At 42.2% G+C, this 21,654-nt stretch carries 22 protein-coding genes and 4 tRNA genes; 11 read left to right on the forward strand and 15 right to left on the reverse strand.

Annotation, left to right across the window (positions count from 1 at the left end; all coding sequences use genetic code 11):
- Positions 1–84 precede the first annotated feature (84 nt).
- Positions 85–294: a hypothetical protein gene (locus tag PSU72_RS01195; RefSeq protein ID WP_300429849.1), complete on the forward strand. Its 210-nt coding sequence runs from the start codon at positions 85–87 to the stop codon at positions 292–294.
- Positions 295–454: 160 nt separating this feature from the next.
- Here PSU72_RS01195 and PSU72_RS01200 read toward each other — a convergent pair whose 3' ends face one another.
- From PSU72_RS01200 to PSU72_RS01225, 6 genes are all read right to left on the reverse strand, one after another.
- A complete protein-coding gene (locus tag PSU72_RS01200; RefSeq protein WP_300429851.1) occupies positions 455–1,246 on the reverse strand; it encodes an EAL domain-containing protein in 792 nt (263 codons plus the stop codon).
- 422 nt (positions 1,247–1,668) lie between these two features.
- A complete protein-coding gene (locus tag PSU72_RS01205) occupies positions 1,669–2,718 on the reverse strand; it encodes an NAD(P)-dependent alcohol dehydrogenase (protein WP_300429854.1) in 1,050 nt (349 codons plus the stop codon).
- A 174-nt stretch (positions 2,719–2,892) separates the two neighbouring features.
- Positions 2,893–3,258 carry a tautomerase family protein gene (locus PSU72_RS01210; RefSeq protein WP_300429856.1) on the reverse strand — a complete coding sequence of 122 codons (366 nt, stop codon included), beginning with the start codon at positions 3,256–3,258 and terminating at the stop codon, positions 2,893–2,895.
- A gap of 10 nt (positions 3,259–3,268) precedes the next feature.
- Entirely contained in the window at positions 3,269–3,649 is a 381-nt protein-coding gene (locus PSU72_RS01215) for a DUF4440 domain-containing protein (RefSeq protein WP_300429858.1), read from the reverse strand.
- An 82-nt stretch (positions 3,650–3,731) separates the two neighbouring features.
- Positions 3,732–4,235 (reverse strand): MarR family transcriptional regulator, encoded by a 504-nt coding sequence (locus PSU72_RS01220; protein WP_300429860.1) that lies wholly within the window; start codon positions 4,233–4,235, stop codon positions 3,732–3,734.
- A 199-nt stretch (positions 4,236–4,434) separates the two neighbouring features.
- Positions 4,435–5,541 (reverse strand): NADH:flavin oxidoreductase/NADH oxidase, encoded by a 1,107-nt coding sequence (locus tag PSU72_RS01225; protein ID WP_300429862.1) that lies wholly within the window; start codon positions 5,539–5,541, stop codon positions 4,435–4,437.
- Positions 5,542–5,659: 118 nt separating this feature from the next.
- Between PSU72_RS01225 and PSU72_RS01230 the strand changes: the two genes are divergently transcribed.
- Positions 5,660–5,989 (forward strand): helix-turn-helix domain-containing protein, encoded by a 330-nt coding sequence (locus PSU72_RS01230; RefSeq protein ID WP_300429864.1) that lies wholly within the window; start codon positions 5,660–5,662, stop codon positions 5,987–5,989.
- A gap of 57 nt (positions 5,990–6,046) precedes the next feature.
- Here the strand turns inward: PSU72_RS01230 and PSU72_RS01235 are convergent, their stop codons facing one another.
- On the reverse strand, positions 6,047–6,622 hold the full coding sequence (locus PSU72_RS01235; RefSeq protein ID WP_300429866.1) for a DNA-3-methyladenine glycosylase I: 576 nt from the start codon (positions 6,620–6,622) through the stop codon (positions 6,047–6,049).
- Between the two features lie 294 nt (positions 6,623–6,916).
- On the opposite strand from PSU72_RS01235, the gene PSU72_RS01240 reads away from it, so the two are divergent.
- Together PSU72_RS01240 and PSU72_RS01245 are read left to right on the forward strand one after the other, a co-directional pair.
- Positions 6,917–9,388 carry an EAL domain-containing protein gene (locus tag PSU72_RS01240; protein WP_300429868.1) on the forward strand — a complete coding sequence of 824 codons (2,472 nt, stop codon included), beginning with the start codon at positions 6,917–6,919 and terminating at the stop codon, positions 9,386–9,388.
- Between the two features lie 175 nt (positions 9,389–9,563).
- Positions 9,564–9,639, forward strand: a tRNA-Thr gene (locus PSU72_RS01245).
- A 120-nt stretch (positions 9,640–9,759) separates the two neighbouring features.
- Here PSU72_RS01245 and PSU72_RS01250 read toward each other — a convergent pair.
- Together PSU72_RS01250 and PSU72_RS01255 are read right to left on the reverse strand one after the other, a co-directional pair.
- Positions 9,760–9,939: a hypothetical protein gene (locus PSU72_RS01250; RefSeq protein WP_300429871.1), complete on the reverse strand. Its 180-nt coding sequence runs from the start codon at positions 9,937–9,939 to the stop codon at positions 9,760–9,762.
- A gap of 230 nt (positions 9,940–10,169) precedes the next feature.
- Positions 10,170–11,042 (reverse strand): EamA family transporter, encoded by an 873-nt coding sequence (locus tag PSU72_RS01255; RefSeq protein WP_300429872.1) that lies wholly within the window; start codon positions 11,040–11,042, stop codon positions 10,170–10,172.
- 200 nt (positions 11,043–11,242) lie between these two features.
- Between PSU72_RS01255 and PSU72_RS01260 the strand changes: the two genes are divergently transcribed.
- Positions 11,243–11,319 (forward strand) — tRNA-Pro (locus PSU72_RS01260).
- Positions 11,320–11,398: 79 nt separating this feature from the next.
- Here the strand turns inward: PSU72_RS01260 and PSU72_RS01265 are convergent.
- Positions 11,399–12,106, reverse strand: coding sequence for a 2'-5' RNA ligase family protein (locus PSU72_RS01265; RefSeq protein WP_300429874.1), 708 nt, complete (start codon positions 12,104–12,106; stop codon positions 11,399–11,401).
- Between the two features lie 256 nt (positions 12,107–12,362).
- On the opposite strand from PSU72_RS01265, the gene PSU72_RS01270 reads away from it, so the two are divergent.
- Complete coding sequence (locus PSU72_RS01270; protein WP_300429876.1) at positions 12,363–12,803, forward strand: DUF2721 domain-containing protein; 441 nt, start codon at positions 12,363–12,365, stop codon at positions 12,801–12,803.
- A 29-nt stretch (positions 12,804–12,832) separates the two neighbouring features.
- Here PSU72_RS01270 and PSU72_RS01275 read toward each other — a convergent pair whose 3' ends face one another.
- Positions 12,833–13,999, reverse strand: coding sequence for a PilT/PilU family type 4a pilus ATPase (locus tag PSU72_RS01275; protein ID WP_300429878.1), 1,167 nt, complete (start codon positions 13,997–13,999; stop codon positions 12,833–12,835).
- Positions 14,000–14,193: 194 nt separating this feature from the next.
- Here PSU72_RS01275 and PSU72_RS01280 point away from each other — a divergent pair, with 194 nt between their 5' ends.
- The 3 genes from PSU72_RS01280 to PSU72_RS01290 all read left to right on the forward strand — a co-directional run bounded on the left by PSU72_RS01280 (position 14,194) and on the right by PSU72_RS01290 (position 14,908).
- Positions 14,194–14,475: a hypothetical protein gene (locus PSU72_RS01280; protein ID WP_300429881.1), complete on the forward strand. Its 282-nt coding sequence runs from the start codon at positions 14,194–14,196 to the stop codon at positions 14,473–14,475.
- Positions 14,476–14,627: 152 nt separating this feature from the next.
- Positions 14,628–14,703: transfer RNA gene (locus PSU72_RS01285), tRNA-Val, on the forward strand.
- Between the two features lie 128 nt (positions 14,704–14,831).
- Positions 14,832–14,908, forward strand: a tRNA-Asp gene (locus tag PSU72_RS01290).
- 55 nt (positions 14,909–14,963) lie between these two features.
- Here PSU72_RS01290 and PSU72_RS01295 read toward each other — a convergent pair.
- A complete protein-coding gene (locus PSU72_RS01295) occupies positions 14,964–15,200 on the reverse strand; it encodes a hypothetical protein (protein ID WP_300429883.1) in 237 nt (78 codons plus the stop codon).
- Positions 15,201–15,486: 286 nt separating this feature from the next.
- Between PSU72_RS01295 and PSU72_RS01300 the strand changes: the two genes are divergently transcribed.
- Positions 15,487–16,836: a divalent metal cation transporter gene (locus PSU72_RS01300; protein WP_300429886.1), complete on the forward strand. Its 1,350-nt coding sequence runs from the start codon at positions 15,487–15,489 to the stop codon at positions 16,834–16,836.
- Between the two features lie 68 nt (positions 16,837–16,904).
- On the opposite strand, the gene PSU72_RS01305 is transcribed toward PSU72_RS01300, so the two are convergent.
- The 3 genes from PSU72_RS01305 to PSU72_RS01315 all read right to left on the reverse strand — a co-directional run bounded on the left by PSU72_RS01305 (position 16,905) and on the right by PSU72_RS01315 (position 19,880).
- Positions 16,905–17,411, reverse strand: a complete 507-nt coding sequence (locus PSU72_RS01305; protein ID WP_300429889.1) for a DUF1993 domain-containing protein — start codon at positions 17,409–17,411, stop codon at positions 16,905–16,907.
- 561 nt (positions 17,412–17,972) lie between these two features.
- A complete protein-coding gene (locus PSU72_RS01310) occupies positions 17,973–18,137 on the reverse strand; it encodes a hypothetical protein (RefSeq protein WP_013149354.1) in 165 nt (54 codons plus the stop codon).
- A gap of 261 nt (positions 18,138–18,398) precedes the next feature.
- Positions 18,399–19,880 carry an amino acid permease gene (locus PSU72_RS01315; protein ID WP_300429895.1) on the reverse strand — a complete coding sequence of 494 codons (1,482 nt, stop codon included), beginning with the start codon at positions 19,878–19,880 and terminating at the stop codon, positions 18,399–18,401.
- 358 nt (positions 19,881–20,238) lie between these two features.
- On the opposite strand from PSU72_RS01315, the gene PSU72_RS01320 reads away from it, so the two are divergent.
- Entirely contained in the window at positions 20,239–21,651 is a 1,413-nt protein-coding gene (locus tag PSU72_RS01320; RefSeq protein WP_300429898.1) for an ethanolamine ammonia-lyase subunit EutB, read from the forward strand.
- The last annotated feature ends 3 nt before the right edge of the window (positions 21,652–21,654 follow it).

The following is a 21,654-nucleotide window of genomic DNA, read 5'->3' on the forward strand; positions in this document are numbered from 1 at the left end:
ATGGACAAGATTAACATCGAGAATAGTTTCCATCTCGAATTCATTGCTTACTTCTCTATGCATTTAGAGAATCTGTATTGCGAAATGACCAATAGTAACAATACCAAGCAACGAGATCGCTACATGCAACTCATCGCTCATATCCAAGAAGCCTCTTTTGAGTCGGCCTATGAAAAGTACAAACACATCTCTTTAGCTGATACAGACATTGAGAGCTTTACTGAATCAATGATAAAGATGGCTCAGCGACTGGCCAGAATTGATATGGGTTTGCCATTAGTCATTGAAGATTGAGAGGTCAGTGCTTAGGTTTTATTTAGCCATGGATCTGCTTCTGGAAACATAACGTTGAAATTGTGCTAATTAGGGAAATCGCAGTTTATGCCTGATCGCCTGACTCCAAAGAAAGTGTGGATTACTGTGGATTTAATACTGCATATGCACAGAAATACACTTAGCACCAAGATTTTGGGTCAACTATTCCCTCTGCTTTAAAAGCGGGTTTACAGAAAAGGTAACCTTGAAAAAGATTAATACCAAAGCTTAATAAAATGTCTCTTTCAGCGATTGTTTCTACACCTTCGGCAAGTACAATTACATTTAGCTCTTCACACATACGAGTCACCGCTTTGATAATAGTTTGGCGTGGCTTGCTTGTGTCAACATCACGAATCAGATCCATATCAATCTTGATAATGTCAGGTTGAAAGTTAGCCAATAGATTTAGACCAGCGTAACCAGCACCAAAATCATCAAGGGCAGTTTTAAATCCTAACTTCTTGTATTCTGTCACTATGTTTAGGAGATGCTTTGTGTCCTGAACTATTTCTTGCTCGGTAAATTCAAAAATAATGTTGCTGGCTAGAAAGTTGTATTTTTTTGCAGCCTCTAAAGTCGTGCTGATACATAGCTCTGGCCTGTATACCGCGTTAGGCATAAAGTTAATTGATAGCATTCCTTTAAGCTTTAATTCAGCCGCAGTTCTGACTGCTTTGACTCGACATGCTTGATCAAAACGGTATGTGTTGTCGTTGTTCACTTTGCTTAAAATAGTATGCGCGCCTTCTCCATTTGGGCCTCTAATAAGAGCCTCATGCGCGAATATTGTTTTAGTATTAATATCGACTATTGGTTGAAAAGCATATTCGAAGTCGAAATCCAATTCAATACTGTTTTTGCAGCCTACACATGGGGATGACTTCGTTTTAGGTCGATGATGAATCACCGATGTAGCAAAATTACTCATACAGGAGCCCTAAATAAAGATAACAAAACTAATCAAATGCCAAACAATTATATCTTTAAGACTAAGTTTTAAATCGGTAAAAAGAAGCAACAAATTAGCTTAATTCTAATGGCCCAAATGCCGACTTAATCGGTTTTAGCGCACTGAATTAAAAGATGCATCAACAGCCAAAGACCTTACGTTTAGCCCGTAAGTTCTTTGTAACTGCAAACAAATATTTTAATTTATTTTTAGCAGCATCGTTTTCTTGTCTGCTCCGCTGCTCGACACGTTAGCAGTGGATTTAAGGTCAAAAGTGCTGAGGTTTCAACGTTGGTGGTTTATCCGTGAAGTGAAGACTGGAGAGTTCGCACGACTTCCAATTTTATCCAATAGAACCATACGTCATTAGACACCTATAAAATTAGACACCTATAAAAAAATTAATCTTTCAATGTTGCCATATCGATCACAAAACGATATTTCACATCACCTTTTAGCATACGTTCATAAGCTTCATTAATATCTTGAATGGCAATTACTTCGATATCAGACGTAATATTATGCTCAGCACAAAAATTAAGCATTTCTTGCGTTTCTTTGATACCGCCAATTAATGAGCCAGCAATTTGCCTGCGCTTGAATATTAAGTTAAATATACTAGGTGAAGGATGCGCATGTTCTGGCACCCCATTCAAGCACATGGTGCCATCACGTTTTAATAGTTCAACGAATATATCTAGGTTATGAGCCGCAGCCACTGTATTGAGTATGAAATCAAAACTCTTTAAGTGCGCTTGCATTTCATCTGGGTTTTTAGAGATGACAACTTCATCTGCTCCTAAACGTTTAGCATCGGCAATTTTGTCTGGAGAAGTGGTAAATAACACCACATGCGCACCCATGGCATGAGCAAGCTTCACCGCCATATGGCCAAGACCACCTAGGCCTACAATGCCTACCTTACTACCAGGACCAACTTTCCAGTGTCTTAATGGTGAGTAGGTTGTTATGCCTGCGCACAATAATGGCGCTACTGCCGCTAAGTCTAATTTATCTGATATATGCAATACAAAGTGTTCATCCACCACTATTTGGTTTGAATAACCACCATATGTCATCTTACCTGTATGCTTATCAGGGCTGTTGTAAGTGAATATCTCTTGATCACAATATTGTTCTAAACCATCGGTGCAATCTTCACAAACACCACAAGAATCTACCAAGCAACCAACACCCGCTAAATCTCCAATTTTGAATGCTTTGACATCTGCACCTACACTCACCACACGACCTACAATTTCATGTCCTGGAATGACGGGGTAAACAGCGTTTTGCCATTCGTTGCGTGCTGTATGCAAATCTGAATGGCATACGCCACAAAATAAAATCTCAATTTGTATATCTTTTTTACCTACATCGCGACGCTCAAAATTGAATGGCACTAATTTCTCTTTAGCAGAATGTGCGGCATAGCTGATTGCTTTATTCATTGATTACTCCTAATTAATTACTAAAACTCTAGCTTGTTTGGCTTAATGGCATCGATCAATAATGCGTTATCCCGCCCAGTAAAATAGTATAAGTTGTAGGGTTGGATATCACGCAATTGAACCCACAACCAGTTGTCTTATGAGATGCATTTTTGAAACTATCATTACTGATATTCAAATAACAAATTGCGCAACACCATCACTAAATGACCAGTCAATGTCGTGGTTTTCAGTGATAGTAATCAACACATTAGCAGCAGGAATGCCAGGGTTTTCTGCTAGGTTTTCAGTGACTTTCTTGTAGAAAGCTTGTTTTGATTTGTTTGATCGACCAGCTCTCATGACCAAATGCATCATCACGCGATCCCCTTCACGTTTCTGTAATTGCAGACATTCTGGATCGAGTTGATGGATAATCTGATAACGGTCATCATCAGGAAAACTCATGGTTTCAATTATCGCTGAGTTGATTCCATCGGCAACCGCCTTAATGTATGCAGGTGATTTACCTTTAAGTATCGAAATGTTCACAAGAGGCATGATTCTTCTCCTATTGGTTTGCGTTCCAAACATGTGTACGAGCTAGCCAGTTGCCTTCTGTAGTCAGCTCAAACACACCTGTGGTAATGCCGCCAAATGATGGAGTTTCACCGTTGGCTTCTGCACCTTGGGCACTCCATCTGGCAACCTGATAAATCATTTTATCGGAACCGCCCACTTCGATAATCTCTAACGTGTGATTGTGGACTCCACCATCAATAAAGCTTTTAAATAGATTTTCGATTTCTGCATGGCCTACTAGCGTCACTCCATTTCCTGGAGAGAGTGTGGCATTTTCTGTATAAAGTGCGGCTAAGTCTTGAACGTTACCGCTATTAAATGCTTTGTTCCATTCAGTGTTTATCGCTTCGATAATTGATTTTTTGTTCATATCTTACTCCTTATAATTTATAAAATAATTTCATCATCACAATCAAGTTGATTAGCTGGCTAACTATATGATCAAAAAAAAGTCAGTCAAATACGTGACTTTGCTCTTTTATAAGCATTAACTGCATCAGCAGATTATCTCTTTGTTGCACAGGGATAGCGCCCATCATTTTCTTAACACGTGAGTAGTAATCAGGCATGACCTCATCCAGCTTAGCTTGGCCTGCTTCAGTCAGCTTTACCGAATAGCTTCTGCGGTCAACATCCCCCTCTTGGCGAGCTATCAGTCCATCTCTCAATAGTCCGTTAATAAGGCCACTCATAGTGGCTCTACTCACTCCAGATTTGTCGGCAAGTTCAGATGGAGTCGTTGTCAGGTCATCTTCACGCATTAACAAAATTAATACCCACCACCTGCCTTGAAGCAAACCATGTGTGGCTAGAAACCGATCTAAGGAATCGGAAAGCTCGGTGCCAATTCGAAGAATATTCAAGTAGTGAATAACTGAGTCAGAGTCCACTTCTGCATAACGCTCGGCGAATTTTCTGAGGACTTTTGCGTCTGGAAGATCTTTTAATTGAAGCATATTAGTTATTATAGTTAGCTGGCTAACTATGTCAATCACTATTAAATATTTTTCTGCCTTGCACCATTGCGTGTTTATTGCAAAACGCTCACACCGTCATTCTCGCGTAGGCGGGAATCTATTTAGCGTCAGATAATGATGTGAATAAATCCACAAGTAATTATCTGAACTTAGTTTCATAAAATTAAGGGTTAATTAACTAGTCTTCGATAGGGCTTTTATATCTAGACAACCAATGAGCATAAGGTGGCGGTAGAACCCAAGCTGGATCTTTTTTACCTAAGACTTTTGCAGCATGATATGGCCAGTTTGGATTCTCCAAGTGAGCCCGCCCTATCATCGCTAAATCCAACTGTTCATTGCGTATGGCTTGATCGGCAAGTTTTGGCGTACCAAATCCCCATGCAGAAGAAACGGGCATATTAGCCTCATTACGTACTCTCTGAGCGATAGGTGCCATGAATGCAGGTCCCCATGGGATATTTGTATCTGGTATGGTGAATCCAACACTGACACTTAGCATGTCCAGTCCAAGTTGGCGCCACTCATTAACCAATTGAATGGATTCGCTCATGGTTTCTTCATCTTTACCATCGAACTCCAGCACACCGAATCGTGCAGTTAATGGCAAGTTCTCAGGCCAGACAGCCCTAACAGCTGAAAGCGTATCACGTGTGAATCGGGCTCTATTCTGATAGCTACCACCAAACTCATCCGTGCGATGATTAGAGTGAGTCGAAGTAAAGCTCTGGGCTAAATAGCCATGAGCAAAGTGCATCTCTAACCATTCAAATCCAGCCTCTTTGGCGCGAAGTGCAGCGGCTACAAAATCACCTTGTACTCTTTTGATGTCATCAATGGTCATTTCACTCGGCACACGAGGCAAATCGCCACCAAATGCGATGGCAGATGGTGCTATTGGCTGCCATGCACGAGTATCGCCAGCGGCAATATGGTCATCGCCTTCCCACGGCACATTAGCACTTGCCTTACGTCCGGCATGGGCAATTTGGATGCCTGGTATAGCACCAGCCGCTTTGATTGCGTCTGCGATTTCACGCAGTTGTTCAGTTTGAGCATCGTTCCATATTCCCAAGCAGTTTGGGGTGATACGCCCCTCAGGTGAAACGGCGGTTGCCTCTACAATCACTAGGCCGCTTCCGCCGCGTGCCAGACTTGCATAATGTACTTTGTGCCAATCGTTCACTAGGCCATCTTCAGCCATGTATTGGCACATAGGAGGAATCGCAATTCGATTTTTTAAGGTGATATCTTTTAATTGAAATGAAGAAAATAAATCTGCCATGGTGATCCTCTTGTTTGATAGTTAGGTAATGGCTAGTAAATTAAGCCAACTTGTTATTCCAATGTTCCAATATAATCGAACATTGGAATAATATCAAGAGTTGTGGTAAATTTTGTCTATGAGACAGATTAAACACCCCGCCATAGAGCAAGTAGAGTTGATTGAAATTCTCTATGCGCTAGCAGACCCTACACGCATGGAAATTGTTGTTCGCCTCGCCAAGGCAGGCAGAAAGTTAACATGCGGGGAGCTTGACCTGAATCGACCAAAATCAAGTATGTCGCATCACTTCAAAATATTACGTAGCGCGGGTCTTGTTGAAACAGTAGTTGATGGCACTGAACACATGAACTCTTTACGGCTAGCAGAGATCGAGCAGAAATATCCAGGTGTTCTTGAGTCTGTACTCAAAGCCACACAAGATTCTGCTGCCCCTGATTCCCTTTGAAAAATACTGCCTAGACTTAAATGTGTTAGCTAACTTTCTGTGACTCTATTGGGTCGTCTATCGGCAGAAGCAATCTGAAGCGTGGTCATTTACAATGCCTACGGCCTGCATCCAAGCATAAACAATGGTTGGACCGACGAATTTAAATCCGCGACGTTTCAGCTCTTTTGATATTTCTTCAGAAAGAGGCGTCATGACAGGCACGCTTGACCCGTTGCCATTGAGTACTTTTCCTTCAGTGAAAGACCAACAAAAGTCACTAAAGCTTTCGCCGCGCGCTAACATTTCACAATAAACTTTGGCACCTGCAATAGTTGCTTGAATTTTGGCGCGTGCGCGAATGATTCCCTCGTTATTCATGAGTCGATTAATGTCATCTTCATTGAAACTGGCAACTCTCGCGGGATCAAAGTCTGCAAAAGCCTGACGGAATGCCTCACGTTTACGCAGCACAGTAATCCAAGATAGCCCGGCCTGAAACCCTTCTAGCATCAGAATTTCCCACAGCATACGAGAGTCTCTTTGCGGAACTCCCCATTCACTATCATGATACGCTTGCATAAGCTCATTACTCTCAGCCCATGCGCAACGTTTTTGGGGCTTAGTTTCAGCTGAATTTAAGTGTTGACTCATTTTTTAACCTGAAGCTTTAGAATGTATATATTAATTGTAATAGAACCAGTGAATTTAGAGGTGAATAGATGCCGATTTGTAGCACTTGCTTTGGGGCGGTTTTAAAGATTTTAAAAACCCCTAAAACCGATACAGTTTATATATGTTTTCTACAGACATTCTAAATTTAGCCATAAATCATAGAATTAGTTGCTAAAACTATTACTTATGTCGCTATGGAATTGATATAAGATTGAAGTAAAATTTACAGACACAGGCAAAAAAGCTGTTTGGCAGTAACTACGGGCTTTATTGATGAATCTACAAATAAAAGATGACACAAACATTGCCTTAGGTCTCACCTGGCGTTATGTCTTTGCTTTGACTTTGATCGCTGCGCTATCTACATCTGCATGGTTTAGCCTTGAACTGATTATATCTAAACAGAAAAGCACTGCCGCCATAGTCAATATAAGTGGACGTCAGCGTATGCTAAGTCAGCGCACGGCGCTGCTCTCGAATTTATTAGTCCACGTACAAGCAGATCAACGTCCAAAAATTCACCGTAAGTTAAGAGAGAGCATTGAGCTGATGGCTCAATCTCACTTTGCATTGATACATGGTGACAAACTGTTAGGCTTGCCCTCAACGATGTCAGAAACAGTCAATGCCATGTACTTCAAAGGCGAGAATCCACTGAACACACAAGTTGATCGTTACATTAAAAACGTTGATGAGTTGCTTGCAGCAGATGATAATAATTTGACAGCTGATAATGCAACCTTAATCCTCATCACGAATACGGCACTGACTAGACTAAGCTCGTCTCTAGACAAGATGGTGCATCAGTATCAGCTAGAAGGCGAGGCATCCATAGTCCGGTTGGAAAAAATTGAGACCATCTTATGGACATTGACTTTGTTGCTACTGGCGCTTGAGGCGGCGCTTATTTTTTATCCATTTGCAAAATTTACAAAACTAGCAGTTGAAAAATTGCATCAAATAACGCGTGAATTAAAATTTCATGAAGAGTATCTTGAAACTATTATTGAGCAGCGAACAGTGGAGCTTAGCATTGCGGCTACTGCATTCGAGTCTCATGAAGGTATATTAGTAACGGATGCCAATAATGTCATTCTTCGGGCAAACCAAGCATTTTTAAAAATCTCTGGTTATAGCGAAGAAGAAGTGATCGGGCAGTCACCACGATTGTTTAGGTCTGGAAAACATGAGGTTGGCTTCTTTGATGCCCTATGGAGCAGTATAAATAATACAGGCATGTGGGAAGGCGAAATATGGAATAAGCGCAAGAATGGTGAAGTGTATCCGGTACATTTAACTATTACAGCAGTTAAAGCTAACAATGGCAAAGTCACTAACTACGTATCGACACTGACTGACATCACTGTGAGTAAGGCCGCAAGTGATGAAATTCAGAGGCTTGCATTTTACGACCCACTCACGCAGCTACCAAACCGCCGACTATTGGTTGATCGACTTAATCAGGCGCTAGCCAACAGTGCACGTAGTGGCCAAAGAGGCGCATTACTATTTCTTGATCTTGATCATTTCAAAACATTGAATGACACGCTGGGTCATGACATAGGTGATTTATTATTACAGCAAACTGCTACGAGACTAATGGCTTGCGTGCGAGAAGGTGACACGGTGGCTCGCATAGGTGGCGATGAATTTGTTGTATTTATAGAGAATTTAAGTGATCAACCATTTGACGCTGCCGCTCAGGCGGAGATGGTAGGTGAGAAAATATTAAATGAATTGAACCTACCGTACCTACTTTCTTCACACCAATATTTCAACTCTTCAAGCATCGGAATCACGCTATTTAACGGTAGTGAATTAGAGTTGGAAGAGTTGCTCAAGCAAGCCGACATTGCGATGTACCAAGCTAAAAAAGCGGGTAGAAACACGCTACGTTTCTTCGATCCCAATATGCAAGATGTCATCAATGCGCGTGTCGAGCTAGAGCGAGATTTACGCCAAGCCATTGAGAGCAATGAATTTCAGCTCTATTATCAATTGCAGGTTGATGGAGATGGCCATTCATTGGGAGCTGAAGCATTGATTCGTTGGAATCAACCTAAACGTGGCTTGGTAACACCATTCAACTTTATACCGCTAGCAGAAGAAACTGGGTTGATTCTACCTATTGGGCAATGGGTATTAGATGCTGCTTGTGCTCAGCTCAAAGCTTGGGAACAGAATCCACTTACAGATCATCTTTCTTTATCCATTAATGTCAGTGCTCAGCAGTTCAAACAGGCAGATTTTGTGTCAAAGATACAAGCCACAGTTCAACACTATGCAGTTAACCCAAACCTGTTGAAACTCGAACTGACTGAAAGCATGTTGTTAGATAATGTTGAACACATCATTGTCACAATGGTCGCATTACAGGCCATTGGAATACGTTTTGAATTGGATGATTTTGGAACTGGTTATTCATCTCTTCAATACTTAAAGAAATTGCCATTGCAACAGTTAAAGATTGATCAATCATTCATACAAGACATTACTGAGGACAGTAGCGACCAAGCCATTGTTAGAACAATCATTGCTATGGCACGCGGGTTAAACATAGATGTCATTGCGGAAGGTGTAGAAACAGATAATCAATTAGCATACCTAAGAAATTATGGGTGTAACCATTTCCAAGGCTATTTATTTGGCAGACCTGCGCCAATTAATGAGTTTGAGACTTTACTTGAAAATAGCCGCCGATCTCCAAGAGATGTCTTTTTAAGGAATTTAGCTAGCAGTAAGTAAAATTAAACAAACTGCTTCACTGGGTCATGAGCTTAGCAGCAGTAGGCTGCGGTAGGTGCTTTTTAACCTCAAAAGAGCTGTGACTCTTAACGCGTATTCACTAATTCATTTTAATAATTGCATTCCTAAGCATGACATTTTCTAAATTTTGAGTATAATTCGCTCCCAGCAAAATGCCGGATTAGCTCAGTTGGTAGAGCAGCGCACTTGTAATGCGAAGGTCGTCAGTTCGATTCCGACATCCGGCACCAGTTTTAAATCTAGAATTTCTCAATTGTAAAAAATCAAGTCTAAGCAATAATGTCTTTATTGCGCCATAATTGCCTAAGCAAAGCGCCCTCCCCCAAACGGCTTGTATGTCACCGCAGAAACTACGGCACACCAATGACTTTTAAATACTCCTCAAGCGTAATGGCGATATTTTCAAGTGATGATTTGGCTTTAGCCAAATCATCATCACTTTTTAAATGTAGTTTTTCTAGCAGTGATTTATGCTCTTCAATCGCTTTGATGTGTTCGTTAAATTTGTGATCTTTTGAGTCCTTGGTCATGATGATTCCCCTCTTTTTCTTACCGTTAATTTCAAATTTTCACTATTTCATCATACGCTTTTGCTGATTTAGCTCAAGGAGCATCAAAGAATAGAATGGGATGCTAGTAGGGTAGGTAACTTGTTACCCATGCGGTGGAGTATGGCAAGGTCAATTACGAGTGGGTTCAATAACCCACCCTATGATTGGCTGGTGTGTTGGTGATTGCTTATTGATGACTATAACTATTGCTAAGCCATTAATACTAGTATGCTGCCTGCCATCATGACTAAGCAGGCGAGTAACTTTTTAATGGTATTTTTTTCGTTAAAGACTTTGTAGCCTGCAAACACTTGTAAAATCATGCCTAGCTGAAACAGTGCTAGTGCGTAAGCCACCATCATATTGGCGAGTAGTAGCAAAGTAAAGTACTGCATCACAAACACCATTACGCCGATGACAAAAATCGTGCGTAGGTGTTTTCTTGACGCTTGCAGATTATCTTTCATACCGCCAGTTAGAAATAGCTGGTTGCTTAATAGCACGAGTGCAAAGCCGATGAGTGACCAAAACACCATGGTGGCGAGTGCGCCGCCGAACATCACCGATTTTTTAAGAAAAATAGTGCCGATGGCGAATAAGAGGATTGAACAAAACCTTGCTTGTACGCCTTGGTCTTTTAACAGATTTAAAATGCGATTGCCTTGCAAACCGCCTGTGGCTGGTGTTAAAAAATAACTGCCAGCTATGATCACCAAAACGCCGATTAAACCTTGCAAGCTAGGTATTTCATTTAGAAAGACGATGGCTAACAGCATGGATGCAACGACTTTGTAGGCGTTAAGCGGGCCAAAGACTGAAAGCTCGGTTTTAGAGAGTGATATCACTAGAAACATCCATCCGCCTACATCAAACAGTGATGCGAGAAACGCATTGAGCCAGAACGCATTACTTAATTGACCGATTTCAATCACGCCCAATAGCGAGGCGGCGAATAAACTTAAAACAAAATAAGTGGCGGCGACAATAAAGAATGGATGCAAGCCTTGCTGCGATAACTTTTTTTGATAAATGTTAGAGCCTAATGAAAATATTAAACGGCCAAAAATGTAAACGAATTCCACTGTAATGAATGTGCCTGGCGCTGTGTACGAGGCTCAATTTTAACCGTTAATGGAGAAAAGGCTTAGTTTTGATTGCTGTTAAATACATTGATTGCAATAGTACGTTCGTTGAATGCTCGTCATAATTTTTTTAAATTAAATTCGTGAATTAAATACACGGCCTTGACGGAAACGGCCGTTCTCAGTATAGTGCCGGCCTTCGGCGTGTAGCGTAGCCTGGTAGCGCGCCTGCTTTGGGAGCAGGATGTCGGGAGTTCGAATCTCTCCACGCCGACCAGATTTAAATAGATTTATCTAATTGGTGGCAAACCCCAATTAACAAAAAAGGAGCTTCGGCTCCTTTTTTGTTGGTGCGGCTAGATGGCGTCTTTTAAGGCAAACGGCGGCGTTTTATGCCATTGAATTTTCGCCTGCTCAAAATCATAATCTGCAATGGTGCGCAATACGCCACCAATTTCAGCAGGGTTATAGCTCATTAAGCTGATTTTGTTCACTGAATAGCGAGTTATGTCGAGCTTAGTAAAACTAGCTAGCTTTAAGCTGACCTCACTACTTAGCCAGGCGTCGGCATAAAGACCAACGGTGATATGCGGAATGTATTGATCATGTTGATTTCGCGGCATGTCTAAGTTGAGGCATTCATGTAGAGCGGCAATGCTATTGTGAGCGTCTTTAACGTGGAAAAATGGTACTGAAGAGAAACTGGCTAATGCATCTATTTCAATTTCAAATGGCTTTAAGTTTAATCGGGTTAGATTTGCCAGCTGTGCTTCAAGCAAGCTTGCTCCAAAATCGTCAGTCTGCTTAACTTCATCACTTAAAAAACCGCATACACATAGCGTGATATGTGGTTTACGAGCATAGTTTTCTAAAAGTAACCCAGCGAGATGCTGCTCAGCCGCAAACACTTGCTGACGTATTTCTGGCGTATCTACATCGATTGCCCAAATGGCATAGTGAGGCCTGCCCATGTGCCATTCGTGAAAGTCTCGATTGACGTTTTTGATAGTGTGGCGGCGCTTGGTGAAGTTAGTACGCGCATAAGCATGATCATTCATATCCATTGGGTTTAGTTCAATATGGTTCTGTTTAATACAGCTCTGTTTAACATGGCTTTTTGATAGTAATATCTAGGATTCGCACTGTCTATGCCCTGTCTCTATGCCCAGGATATTAAAATAAGTGGCTGATAATACGTAATTGTAAATTGCAACTGATAGAATTATCCATAAATCGTGTTTTTCAGCGAAATTTACCAGTTTTAAATGACACGTGATTCACTGAATAAATATTTCCCTTCTAAGTAAAGCCAATTCAACAATGATGATTGCTAATATCTCCGATATTCACGCTGTTTCTGAAGCCATACGCGACGCTGTGGCGCCCGTATTTCTACTCACAGGGATAGGTTCTATTCTCGGCGTATTGATTGGCCGTTTAGGGCGTTCTATAGACCGTGCGCGGTTGTTAAATGATATGCCGCGCGAGAAGCGCGAAAAATTTAGTCATGAGTTCAAGATTGTTATAAAACGCACCAAATGGCTGAGGCGAGCAATTGGCCTAGCAACGCTGGCGGCCTTGTGTGTGTGCGTTTCTATTGCAACTTTATTTATTTCAGTTGAAACCGGTTTTAAAATGCCGCATGTAGTGTTGCTGGCGTTCATTTCGTCGATGTTTTCGGTGATTTTGGCATTGCTATGCTTTTTGCGCGAGATTGTACTGGCTTCGCGTGAAGTGATTGTGTCATTCAATCATGATTAAATGGCGGGCAAATATACCCGCCGTTTAAATTATATTCCTGCCTGAGCTTCTGCTTCTTTTTCCTCTTTAGGTTCTTCATGCAAGGCGAACGTGCTGGTGGATTTAGCGCCAGCATTTTTACCTTTGAGTTTAAAGCGCAAACGTAATTCGGTGAGTGAGTCTGCATTTCTTAAAGCATCTTCTTCAGAAATAACGCCATCTTCACAGAGCTGGAACAAGGCTTGGTCGAATGTTTGCATGCCTTGTTCGGTTGATTTAGCCATAATTTCTTTCACCATGCCTGTTTCGCCTCTTAAAATAAGGTCTGAAATCAAGGGTGAGTTAAGCAGAATCTCAACCGCGGCACTGCGCCCACCACCGACTTTTGAAACTAATCGTTGGGACACAAACGCTCGTAGATTCAACGATAAATCCATATGCAATTGCGCATGACGTTCTTCAGGGAAGAAGTTAATGATGCGATCAAGCGCTTGATTGGCGCTATTGGCATGCAAGGTTGCCATGCAAAGATGTCCGGTTTCCGCAAAGGCTAGCGCGAACTCCATGGTTTCTCTGTCACGAATCTCGCCAATCAAAATAACATCAGGCGCTTGGCGTAATGTATTTTTCAGCGCATTAAACCAGCCGTTAGTGTCACGCCCTACTTCGCGGTGAGTGACCAAACAGTTTTTGCTTTGATGTACATATTCCACAGGGTCTTCTACCGTGATGATATGACCGAAGCTGTGCTCATTGCGGTAGTCAATCAGCGCAGCCAGTGTGGTAGATTTGCCCGAGCCTGTACCGCCAACCAAAATCACCAAACCGCGCTTAGTCATCATCACTTCTTTGAGTACTTTAGGTAAGCCTAGATCTTCAAAGTTAGGTATTTTTGTGGTGATGGTTCGCAACACCATGCCTATTTTTTCTTGCTGTAAAAACACATTCACCCGAAAACGTCCAATTTCTTTGGGCCAGATTGCAAAGTTGCATTCTTTTTCTACCGCAAACTCGGCTTTTTGCTTGTCATTCATAATGGCATCAGCAAAGGCTTTGGTGAGTTCACCTGTGAGCTTTTGCTGCGTGACGGGCGTCATTTTGCCATCTATTTTCATGGCTGGTGGAAAATCTGCTGAGATGAATAAGTCTGACGCTTTTTTGTCCAACATGGCACGTAAAAGATTGTGCATGTAAGCCTGCGCTTGTTCGTTTGTCATGTTTTCAACTGCCAAAAATAGGGTTATAAGGGTTGGTTAATTGTTATTATTGCATGGAATGTGTGACATTGATGCGTAACTTCTAATGAAAACATATGCGCCACGACCCTCATAGATGTTGGCTTGCAAGCCATCTGTTTTAGGCTGTATGATGCGCTAGCAGCTTTAATTTTCAACCTGAGTAAAAACCAGCCATGTTCACTATCCCTTCCATGTGGAATATTATTATTTCTACCATCGTGTTCGTGATTGCGGCATGGTATCTCCATCGCTTGTTAGATGAGCATGGCATGCCCAAAGGCATGACGCGTGGATTATTGGTGTTTGTGTTGGCTTATGTGGTTTCTTGGGCATCTGGCGAACTGGTAGATTGGTCGCGCGAGAAAATGTTTGGCCCTGAGCCAGTGTCAGAAACACAAAAAAATCTAAATGAGGCGCTTGATGTGTTAAAGGCGAACGGCATTACTGCACCTTGAGGCTGCAAGTTAGCTTGCAAGCTAAATTCGAGCGAAATTCCGAACTAAGAATGTGAAATATTATAGAAATTGCAAAATATTCTAATATTATTCAATCATGCTTGGAAAATTTCCTAAATTTCATGTAATATGCGCACCTCGTTAGTCAGGCAGGGTGCTTAGCTCAGTTGGTAGAGCGTCGCCCTTACAAGGCGAATGTCAGCGGTTCGACCCCGTTAGCACCCACCAAATAACACAAAAATGTGACTAAGCCGTTCCTAATTTTAAATTTGAGAGTGCTGGTATTTTGAGCACTCTTTTATTTTGTTGAAAATAAGAGCGCATTAATTAAATATTGTTGATATATAAAGTTTTATGGAGTGGTAGTTCAGTTGGTTAGAATACCTGCCTGTCACGCAGGGGGTCGCGGGTTCGAGTCCCGTCCGCTCCGCCAATTAAAAAGCCCTACAAGCTAAATGCTTGTAGGGCTTTTTTCTTTTCTGCAGAGATTACTTTTTAGCCGGTAATTTAGCAGCAGTACCTGTGCTACCAGCCGCACCTGTTTTTGTAGGAGCGGCAGCGGCTTTTTCTGGATGAGCAACTTTAACACCAACATCTGAGCGCATATGTGCTGAGGTAACAACGCCAGTGTCAGTCGGGCAACCGCCCATCACAGTATTGCATTGGTAAGCAAATGCTGTTTGTGAAGAAAGTGCTAGCGCTAAGACGATGATGTTAAGCTTCATAATAAACCCCATATTCAAAAAATTTAAAGATGATAAGTAAGATACGCGGATTATTTCATATTTTTTTAACTTTGTTTGTCATTATTTGTAATTGATTATTTCATTTTGTATCTGCTTACGCAGTCTTATCTATATGTTCTTGCTCTGTTATTTGACATTGAAGGCTAGTTAATCGCGCGCTACTTTGCTGGTATGTACTTGTGTGAATCTGGCACACCGCAGCTTAGTTATTAAGCGTACTATTACTCAGACTGATATTTTTCAGCTGTGATAGTCTAAGGTAAAGATGCGCGCACGCTATAAACATAAAAAACCATTTTTGCATCGCAGCCGTGAATATTTAGATGCGCCCATTCATGCAGTAGCGCATCATAAACGTGGTATTGCTTTGCAGTTTGCGCGTTTCCGGGCGGCGGGTTTGGGTGCACTCTCGGCGTTCCTCGCAGTGCTTGGTCCAGGTTTACTCGCAGGACTTTCAGACGATGATCCAGCCGGTATTACCACTTACTCAGTACTTGGCGCTGACCACGGTTATCGATTGCTTTGGATTATTCCTGCTTCAACCATTTTACTTATCCAGTTTCATATGATGGCGGTGCGTATAGGCGCGGCGACTGGCAAGGGTTTTGTTGGTATTATTCGTGAGAGTTGGGGGCATGGCTGGGGATACTTTGCGGTGATTGGCTTGTTATTTGCAAATTTCGGTACGATATGTGCAGAGTATGCAGGTATTTCAGCGGCAGGTTCTTTAATTGGTATTCCGTCATGGATTAGCGCACCGATTGCTGGCGTACTGATTTCTCTAATTGTTGTGTTGGGTTCGTTTCATAAGGTGGAGCGTATTCTGCTGATCGTGTCTTCAACCTTAGCGCTCTACATTATTGATGGCATTCTAGCTAAACCAGATTGGTCGCAAGTTTGGCAAAACTCCATTGTGCCGCACATGCCGACCAGCTCTATCGGATGGATAGCGATTGCTGCCACATTAGGCACTACACTTGCACCGTGGGGATTGGCGTTTATTCAGTCTTATGCGGTGGATAAAAAGATTACTGTCGCTAATTTGCGTTGGGAACGGGTCGATGTGCTGATTGGTTCGGTACTGACAGGTGTGATTGGTTTAGCAATTGCCGTGGCGTGTGCCGCAACGCTTAATCGCGCTGGCGTACATATCAATGATGCAAAAGATGCCGCGCTTGCGTTAAAACCACTTGCAGGCTCTTTTGCAACGGTGTTATTTGGTGCTGGTTTGTTAGGTGCATCGTTATTAGCCGCCGCGATTGTTCCATTGGCCACTGCGTATTCGATTGCAGAAGGTATAGGCGCGCCAGCTTCGCTAGATTTAGATTCGAAACACTTTCAATTATTTTATGCGGCGTTTGTCGGCTTAACCGTGGCTGCTGTCAGTGTGGTATCGTTGCCAAAACTGCCATTGATTCCACTTATTTATACCAGCCAAGTCGTGAATGCCATCATGTTGCCGCTGCATGTTGTGGCGCTTTACTTATTGGCGAGTGACGCTAAGGTGATGGGTGACGCGCGTATTGGTGTGAAAGCGCGCATCGCCAGCTGGATTAGCATCGTCTTGATTATTGCGTGTATTGCCGCTTTAGCGGTGAGTTGGGTTAGATCTTAATGCGCGATTGAGGTGGGCAGAAGTAAGCCCACCTTGATGATGTTTTGGACTTTTAATGAGCAGAATATTTATGTTCTTGGGCCAAGAAAGTCTGGTTTACCAAGCTCTACACCGTTGTGGCGCAAAATATTGTAAGCAGTAGTCACATGAAAATACACATTTGGATTGGCCCATTTCAACAGGTAATCTTGCCCAGTAAATTTCAAATCAACCTTGCGCACCGTAATCGTCACTTCGCGAGATTCGCTACCTTCTAATTGTGCTGGTTTTACCGTATCTATAAACGCAATGGTTTTGGCAATGCGTGCGTGTAGGTCTGCAAAGCTTGTTTCGTTATCTTCGTATTTTGGCACTTCAAGCCCAGCCAATCTTGCCGCCGCACCCTTGCTCATATCGGTGGCGATTTGTACTTGGCGAATGAGCGGGTACATATCTGGAAAAAGTCGTGCGTTGAGAAAAACAGCATGCTCAATTTTTTTCGCATCTGCATGTTCTTCACCAATTTTTAAAATAGTGGCTAGATTGCTTAGTGCACGCTTCAAAGGTGGAATAGCTATTTCATACATGTTGAGCATATTGATTTCCTAAAATTAGAGATTGAATTAGGTGTAAATCATACGCTTAACGTTAGCCAAATTTTTATTATTTTTTGATTTATATCAAAGTGTCTAATTAGACATAAATCGTATTATTTAGCTTCTTATGCTGGCTGGTGAAGGAGATAACAAGGTGAGCTTTTTAGGATGGCAAGGTATAGCATCATTTGTTGGTATTGTGGTTTTGATTGGTTTGTTGCTAGTGGTATTCGCAAAAATAACTAAGTAGCTATTTGTTTGTTGCCCGACTGTTGGACTTGTTCAAAAAATAATCCACCTAATTTTACGCATCAGCCTATGATGAAGCCACGTTTAACGTTAGGAGAATTATCATGGCTAAAGGTCAAATTAAGAGTAACAAAGAAACCAAAAAACCTAAGAAAAGCAAAGATGTTGTAGTGCCTTCAGGCTCTATTATTCCAACAAAATCGAGCACGCTCAAAAAGTAGAGTCAGTTACCTTACCTGTAGATTAAGTGTAAATACGAGTTTTTAGTCTGCAGGGTGCAACACTAGCTAAAGCAATTTCAGCTGAAGCTTTTTAACCGAGGCTTTCGTGCGCTTCTTGGAAAGTCACTTCCTCAACATGATAGTAGTGATCTTCATACCAAACAGTCCAGTCTTCCGCACTGTGTAATGCTATATCGCGTTGTGAGTGCTCACTCACTAAGTTATTTTCTTCATCTACCACTTGATAAATAATCATTTTGCACCTCGCTTATAAGCTACATCTAGAGAATTCCTATTTTGATAATTTGCATCTTGTTACTATTACATCGGCAAGCTTGAGCACAAACTTTAGTGTTCATTGATGCTTGAGCTGGTAAGTGAACAATATCAAATAATTGTGGTAATCAATTCAACGAAAACGGGCTGATTATTAGCCCAATTTAAGGATGTAAAAAAGCCCGCTACGCATGGTGAGTGCGCAGCGGGCTTTTAGAGTGAGTCTAAAGCTGAGTTGCTTTTATTCTTTCACTGTTGGAGGGCCTTTAAAGCGTTTGCTTTCGCCAAACACGTACCAGAACAGACCCATTACCACTAGCATGGCAATCGTCACATACAATACTTTTTCGTTAGGTGGTTGCACGCCTACGAATACTAAGAAGCCACCACCAAGCACCGCTAAAACAGCGATTGGTTTAGATAAGCCACCTAGATTAAACGGACCTTTATGCGTCCAGGTTTTACCTTCCGCCAAGATGCCGGCTGCAGTTGGCATAATGTATGAAATGTAAAGAAACACGGCACAACCAACAGCTAATACGCTAAATGCTGCCGCGTACAAGGTTGCTAACACCGATAGAATGGCTGAAACCCAAATCGCCGCCACTGGTGTTTTTAGAGTTGGGTGTACTTTCTTTAATGCGTCTGACGCTGGTAAACCGCCATCGCGCGCAAATGCAAACATCATGCGTGAGGTTGAGGTTAAGCATGCCAAACCGCATAAAAAGTTAACTATGAAAATACCTAAACCTAAAACAGTTTTAAGCGCAGGTGGCAAGGTGCCTAACAATGAATCAAAGAATCCAAAACCTTGTTTTACACCGCCCGCAACATCTGGCATGACTAATACAAAAGTACAAATCATCACGTAGCCAAAAATGGCAGAATAAACCACAGAGCTTACAATGCCTTTAGGTACGGCTCTTGCGGCATCGCGTGTTTCTTCTGACGTGTGAGCGGAGGCATCAAAACCCGTAATGGTATAAACCGCTAACAACAAACCTAGTAAGAATGGCATCACCATACCTTCAGATTTTGGCCATACGCTGCCTTCAGCACCAGTAAAGTTGGTGAAAGTATATAAGCGTGAAAAATCTAATGGTGTTGTGTTGTATACCAATAATGAAACGGTCAGCACTGTGGCAATCAGCATGATGAGATAGCCAGATAAATCGGTGACCTTAGTGGTAAGTTTTGGAAAACGGTAGATGAGTATGGCCTGAAGAATGGTGAACGCTGCAATATATAGTGTTTGATGCATATAGCCGTAGCCTGAAACATCAATGCCTAATATCGGCGCTGCCAGTCCTTTAAAGAAAAAGTCATAAACGGCAAAGTTAACGGATGCCACTACAAAAATCAGCCCCAGTAAGTTAAACCATGCCGTACACCAACCATAGCCTTTACCGCCTAAAATTGAGCCCCAATGATATAAGCCGCCAGCTGTTGGATAACTTGATGAGATTTGTGCCATAGCTAATGCCACAATGGTTGCAAACCCAGCCCCTACCAGCCAACCTATGCCTACAGATGCGCCACCAGCACCACCTAGCGCCAATGGAAAAGCAGAAATACCGCCCGCCAGAATACAGATAATTGAAAAGGAAATCGCAAAGTTAGAAAAACCACCCATATGACGGTGCAGCTCTTGCTCATACCCCATTTTTTTTAGTTCTGCGGCATCCTGCTCTGCTGCCGAGCCTGCGTGTATTGTCTCACTCATTTTCTTACCCCCTAGATTTTAGTAAAAAAGCTTAAATTTGATGCGTTTAAGATTAAGTCTAATCGATGCTGCAAATACTAATTTTAGTCATTAATAAAACAGAACAGCTGGTGTAGATGTGTAAATGTAAAACAGTGTAGCTTTTCTAGTATAGATTTAAAATGGCGTAATGCAAGTACCAGTTTTTAATAAGTATTAAGTACCATTTTATGTCGTTAAAATTTTTTGATTAAGTACTCTTACACACTTAGCATTCACCAAAATCCAGCTTGCGGCTTTGTAAAAAATAGTCGCATAATGTATGTCATCAAATGACACATCACGCAGTAGTCAAATAGTGGCAAAGGTGAAATGCATCATGACATATAGCTATATTGCAGGCGCGCATACTTATCAGTTTGCTGATTTGAAAACGGTGATGGCGAAAGCCACTCCAGCTCGTTCGGGCGACTTTCTTGCTGGAGTAGCTGCAGAAACCTATGCAGAACGTATGGCTGCCAGAATGTGTTTGGCGCAAGTCCCGCTGAAGCGGTTTTTAGAAGAATTGATGATTCCCTATGAAACCGATGAAGTTACTCGCTTAATCATCGATACGCACGACAAACAAGCATTTACTGAGATTAGTCACTTAACCGTTGGTGATTTCCGCGATTGGTTACTCTCTGATATTGCGGATACCGCCACTTTAAAGCGCGTGGCAAAAGGGATTACGCCAGAAATGGCAGCAGCAGTGAGCAAGCTTATGCGCAACCAAGATTTGATTTTAGTCGCAAAAAAATGCACTGTCATTACCACTTTCAGAAATACCATTGGCTTGCCCGGCCATATTTCTGTGCGCTTGCAGCCCAACCATCCGACTGATGATACGCGCGGTATTGCGGCTTCAATGTTGGATGGTCTGCTGTATGGCGCAGGTGATGCGGTGATTGGTATTAATCCTGCAACGGATAGCCTGCCAGCGCTGATGGAGCTGTATTATTTGATTGATGATGTCATCAATCAGTACAATATTCCTACACAGTCATGCATTCTTACTCATGTGACCAACCAGATTCAACTCATTGAACGTGGCGCACCTGTGGACTTAGTGTTTCAGTCGATTGCAGGCAGTGAAAAAGCCAATAAAAGTTTTGGTATTGATATTGCCTTGCTGAAAGAAGCGCAATCTGCCGCGCTGTCACTCAATCGTGGCACGGTGAAAAATGAGTTGGGCGAGAGCAACGTCATGTATTTTGAAACAGGTCAAGGCTCAGCATTATCAGCCAATGCCAACTTTGGCGTAGACCAACAAACTTGCGAAGCGCGCGCTTACGCGGTTGCACGACATCTATCGCCTTTGCTTACTAATACCGTTGTGGGTTTTATCGGCCCGGAGTATTTATACGACGGTAAACAAATCATACGTGCTGGTTTAGAAGATCATTTTTGCGGAAAACTGCTGGGCGTGCCTTTGGGTTGTGATGTTTGCTACACCAACCACGCAGAGGCTGACCAAGATGATATGGATACCTTGATGACGCTGCTGGCCACGGCTGGTTTAACTTTCATCATGGGCATTCCGGGCGCTGATGACATTATGCTCAACTACCAGACCACTTCATTCCACGATGCGCTTTATCTACGTAAAGTGCTTGGTTTACGTGCCGCGCCAGAGTTTGAACGGTGGTTAAAAGCCATGAATATCATGGATGCACATGGTCAAGTACAGCCAATCTCACATGTGCATCATATGTTGCAAAACATGCCCAAACATTTACTTAATGCTGCTTAAATC

Origin of the sequence: Methylotenera sp. (assembly GCF_029945535.1) — a bacterium.
Classification (GTDB): Bacteria; Pseudomonadota; Gammaproteobacteria; order Burkholderiales; family Methylophilaceae; genus Methylotenera.

Excerpts from the sequence above, each read along its gene's own strand:
- PSU72_RS01225 (WP_300429862.1), bottom strand. The coding sequence starts at position 5,541 with ATGGCAGATTTATTTTCTTCATTTCAATTAAAAGATATCACCTTAAAA.
- PSU72_RS01195 (WP_300429849.1), top strand. The coding sequence starts at position 85 with ATGACCAATAGTAACAATACCAAGCAACGAGATCGCTACATGCAACTC.
- PSU72_RS01310 (WP_013149354.1), bottom strand. The coding sequence starts at position 18,137 with ATGATTATTTATCAAGTGGTAGATGAAGAAAATAACTTAGTGAGTGAG.
- PSU72_RS01295 (WP_300429883.1), bottom strand. The coding sequence starts at position 15,200 with ATGAAGCTTAACATCATCGTCTTAGCGCTAGCACTTTCTTCACAAACA.
- PSU72_RS01230 (WP_300429864.1), top strand. The coding sequence starts at position 5,660 with ATGAGACAGATTAAACACCCCGCCATAGAGCAAGTAGAGTTGATTGAA.
- PSU72_RS01235 (WP_300429866.1), bottom strand. The coding sequence starts at position 6,622 with ATGAGTCAACACTTAAATTCAGCTGAAACTAAGCCCCAAAAACGTTGC.
- PSU72_RS01210 (WP_300429856.1), bottom strand. The coding sequence starts at position 3,258 with ATGCCTCTTGTGAACATTTCGATACTTAAAGGTAAATCACCTGCATAC.
- PSU72_RS01315 (WP_300429895.1), bottom strand. The coding sequence starts at position 19,880 with ATGAGTGAGACAATACACGCAGGCTCGGCAGCAGAGCAGGATGCCGCA.
- PSU72_RS01275 (WP_300429878.1), bottom strand. The coding sequence starts at position 13,999 with ATGACAAACGAACAAGCGCAGGCTTACATGCACAATCTTTTACGTGCC.
- PSU72_RS01200 (WP_300429851.1), bottom strand. The coding sequence starts at position 1,246 with ATGAGTAATTTTGCTACATCGGTGATTCATCATCGACCTAAAACGAAG.
- PSU72_RS01240 (WP_300429868.1), top strand. The coding sequence starts at position 6,917 with ATGAATCTACAAATAAAAGATGACACAAACATTGCCTTAGGTCTCACC.
- PSU72_RS01280 (WP_300429881.1), top strand. The coding sequence starts at position 14,194 with ATGTTCACTATCCCTTCCATGTGGAATATTATTATTTCTACCATCGTG.
- PSU72_RS01265 (WP_300429874.1), bottom strand. The coding sequence starts at position 12,106 with ATGGATATGAATGATCATGCTTATGCGCGTACTAACTTCACCAAGCGC.
- PSU72_RS01305 (WP_300429889.1), bottom strand. The coding sequence starts at position 17,411 with ATGCTCAACATGTATGAAATAGCTATTCCACCTTTGAAGCGTGCACTA.
- PSU72_RS01320 (WP_300429898.1), top strand. The coding sequence starts at position 20,239 with ATGACATATAGCTATATTGCAGGCGCGCATACTTATCAGTTTGCTGAT.
- PSU72_RS01220 (WP_300429860.1), bottom strand. The coding sequence starts at position 4,235 with ATGCTTCAATTAAAAGATCTTCCAGACGCAAAAGTCCTCAGAAAATTC.
- PSU72_RS01270 (WP_300429876.1), top strand. The coding sequence starts at position 12,363 with ATGATGATTGCTAATATCTCCGATATTCACGCTGTTTCTGAAGCCATA.
- PSU72_RS01300 (WP_300429886.1), top strand. The coding sequence starts at position 15,487 with ATGCGCGCACGCTATAAACATAAAAAACCATTTTTGCATCGCAGCCGT.
- PSU72_RS01205 (WP_300429854.1), bottom strand. The coding sequence starts at position 2,718 with ATGAATAAAGCAATCAGCTATGCCGCACATTCTGCTAAAGAGAAATTA.
- PSU72_RS01250 (WP_300429871.1), bottom strand. The coding sequence starts at position 9,939 with ATGACCAAGGACTCAAAAGATCACAAATTTAACGAACACATCAAAGCG.
- PSU72_RS01215 (WP_300429858.1), bottom strand. The coding sequence starts at position 3,649 with ATGAACAAAAAATCAATTATCGAAGCGATAAACACTGAATGGAACAAA.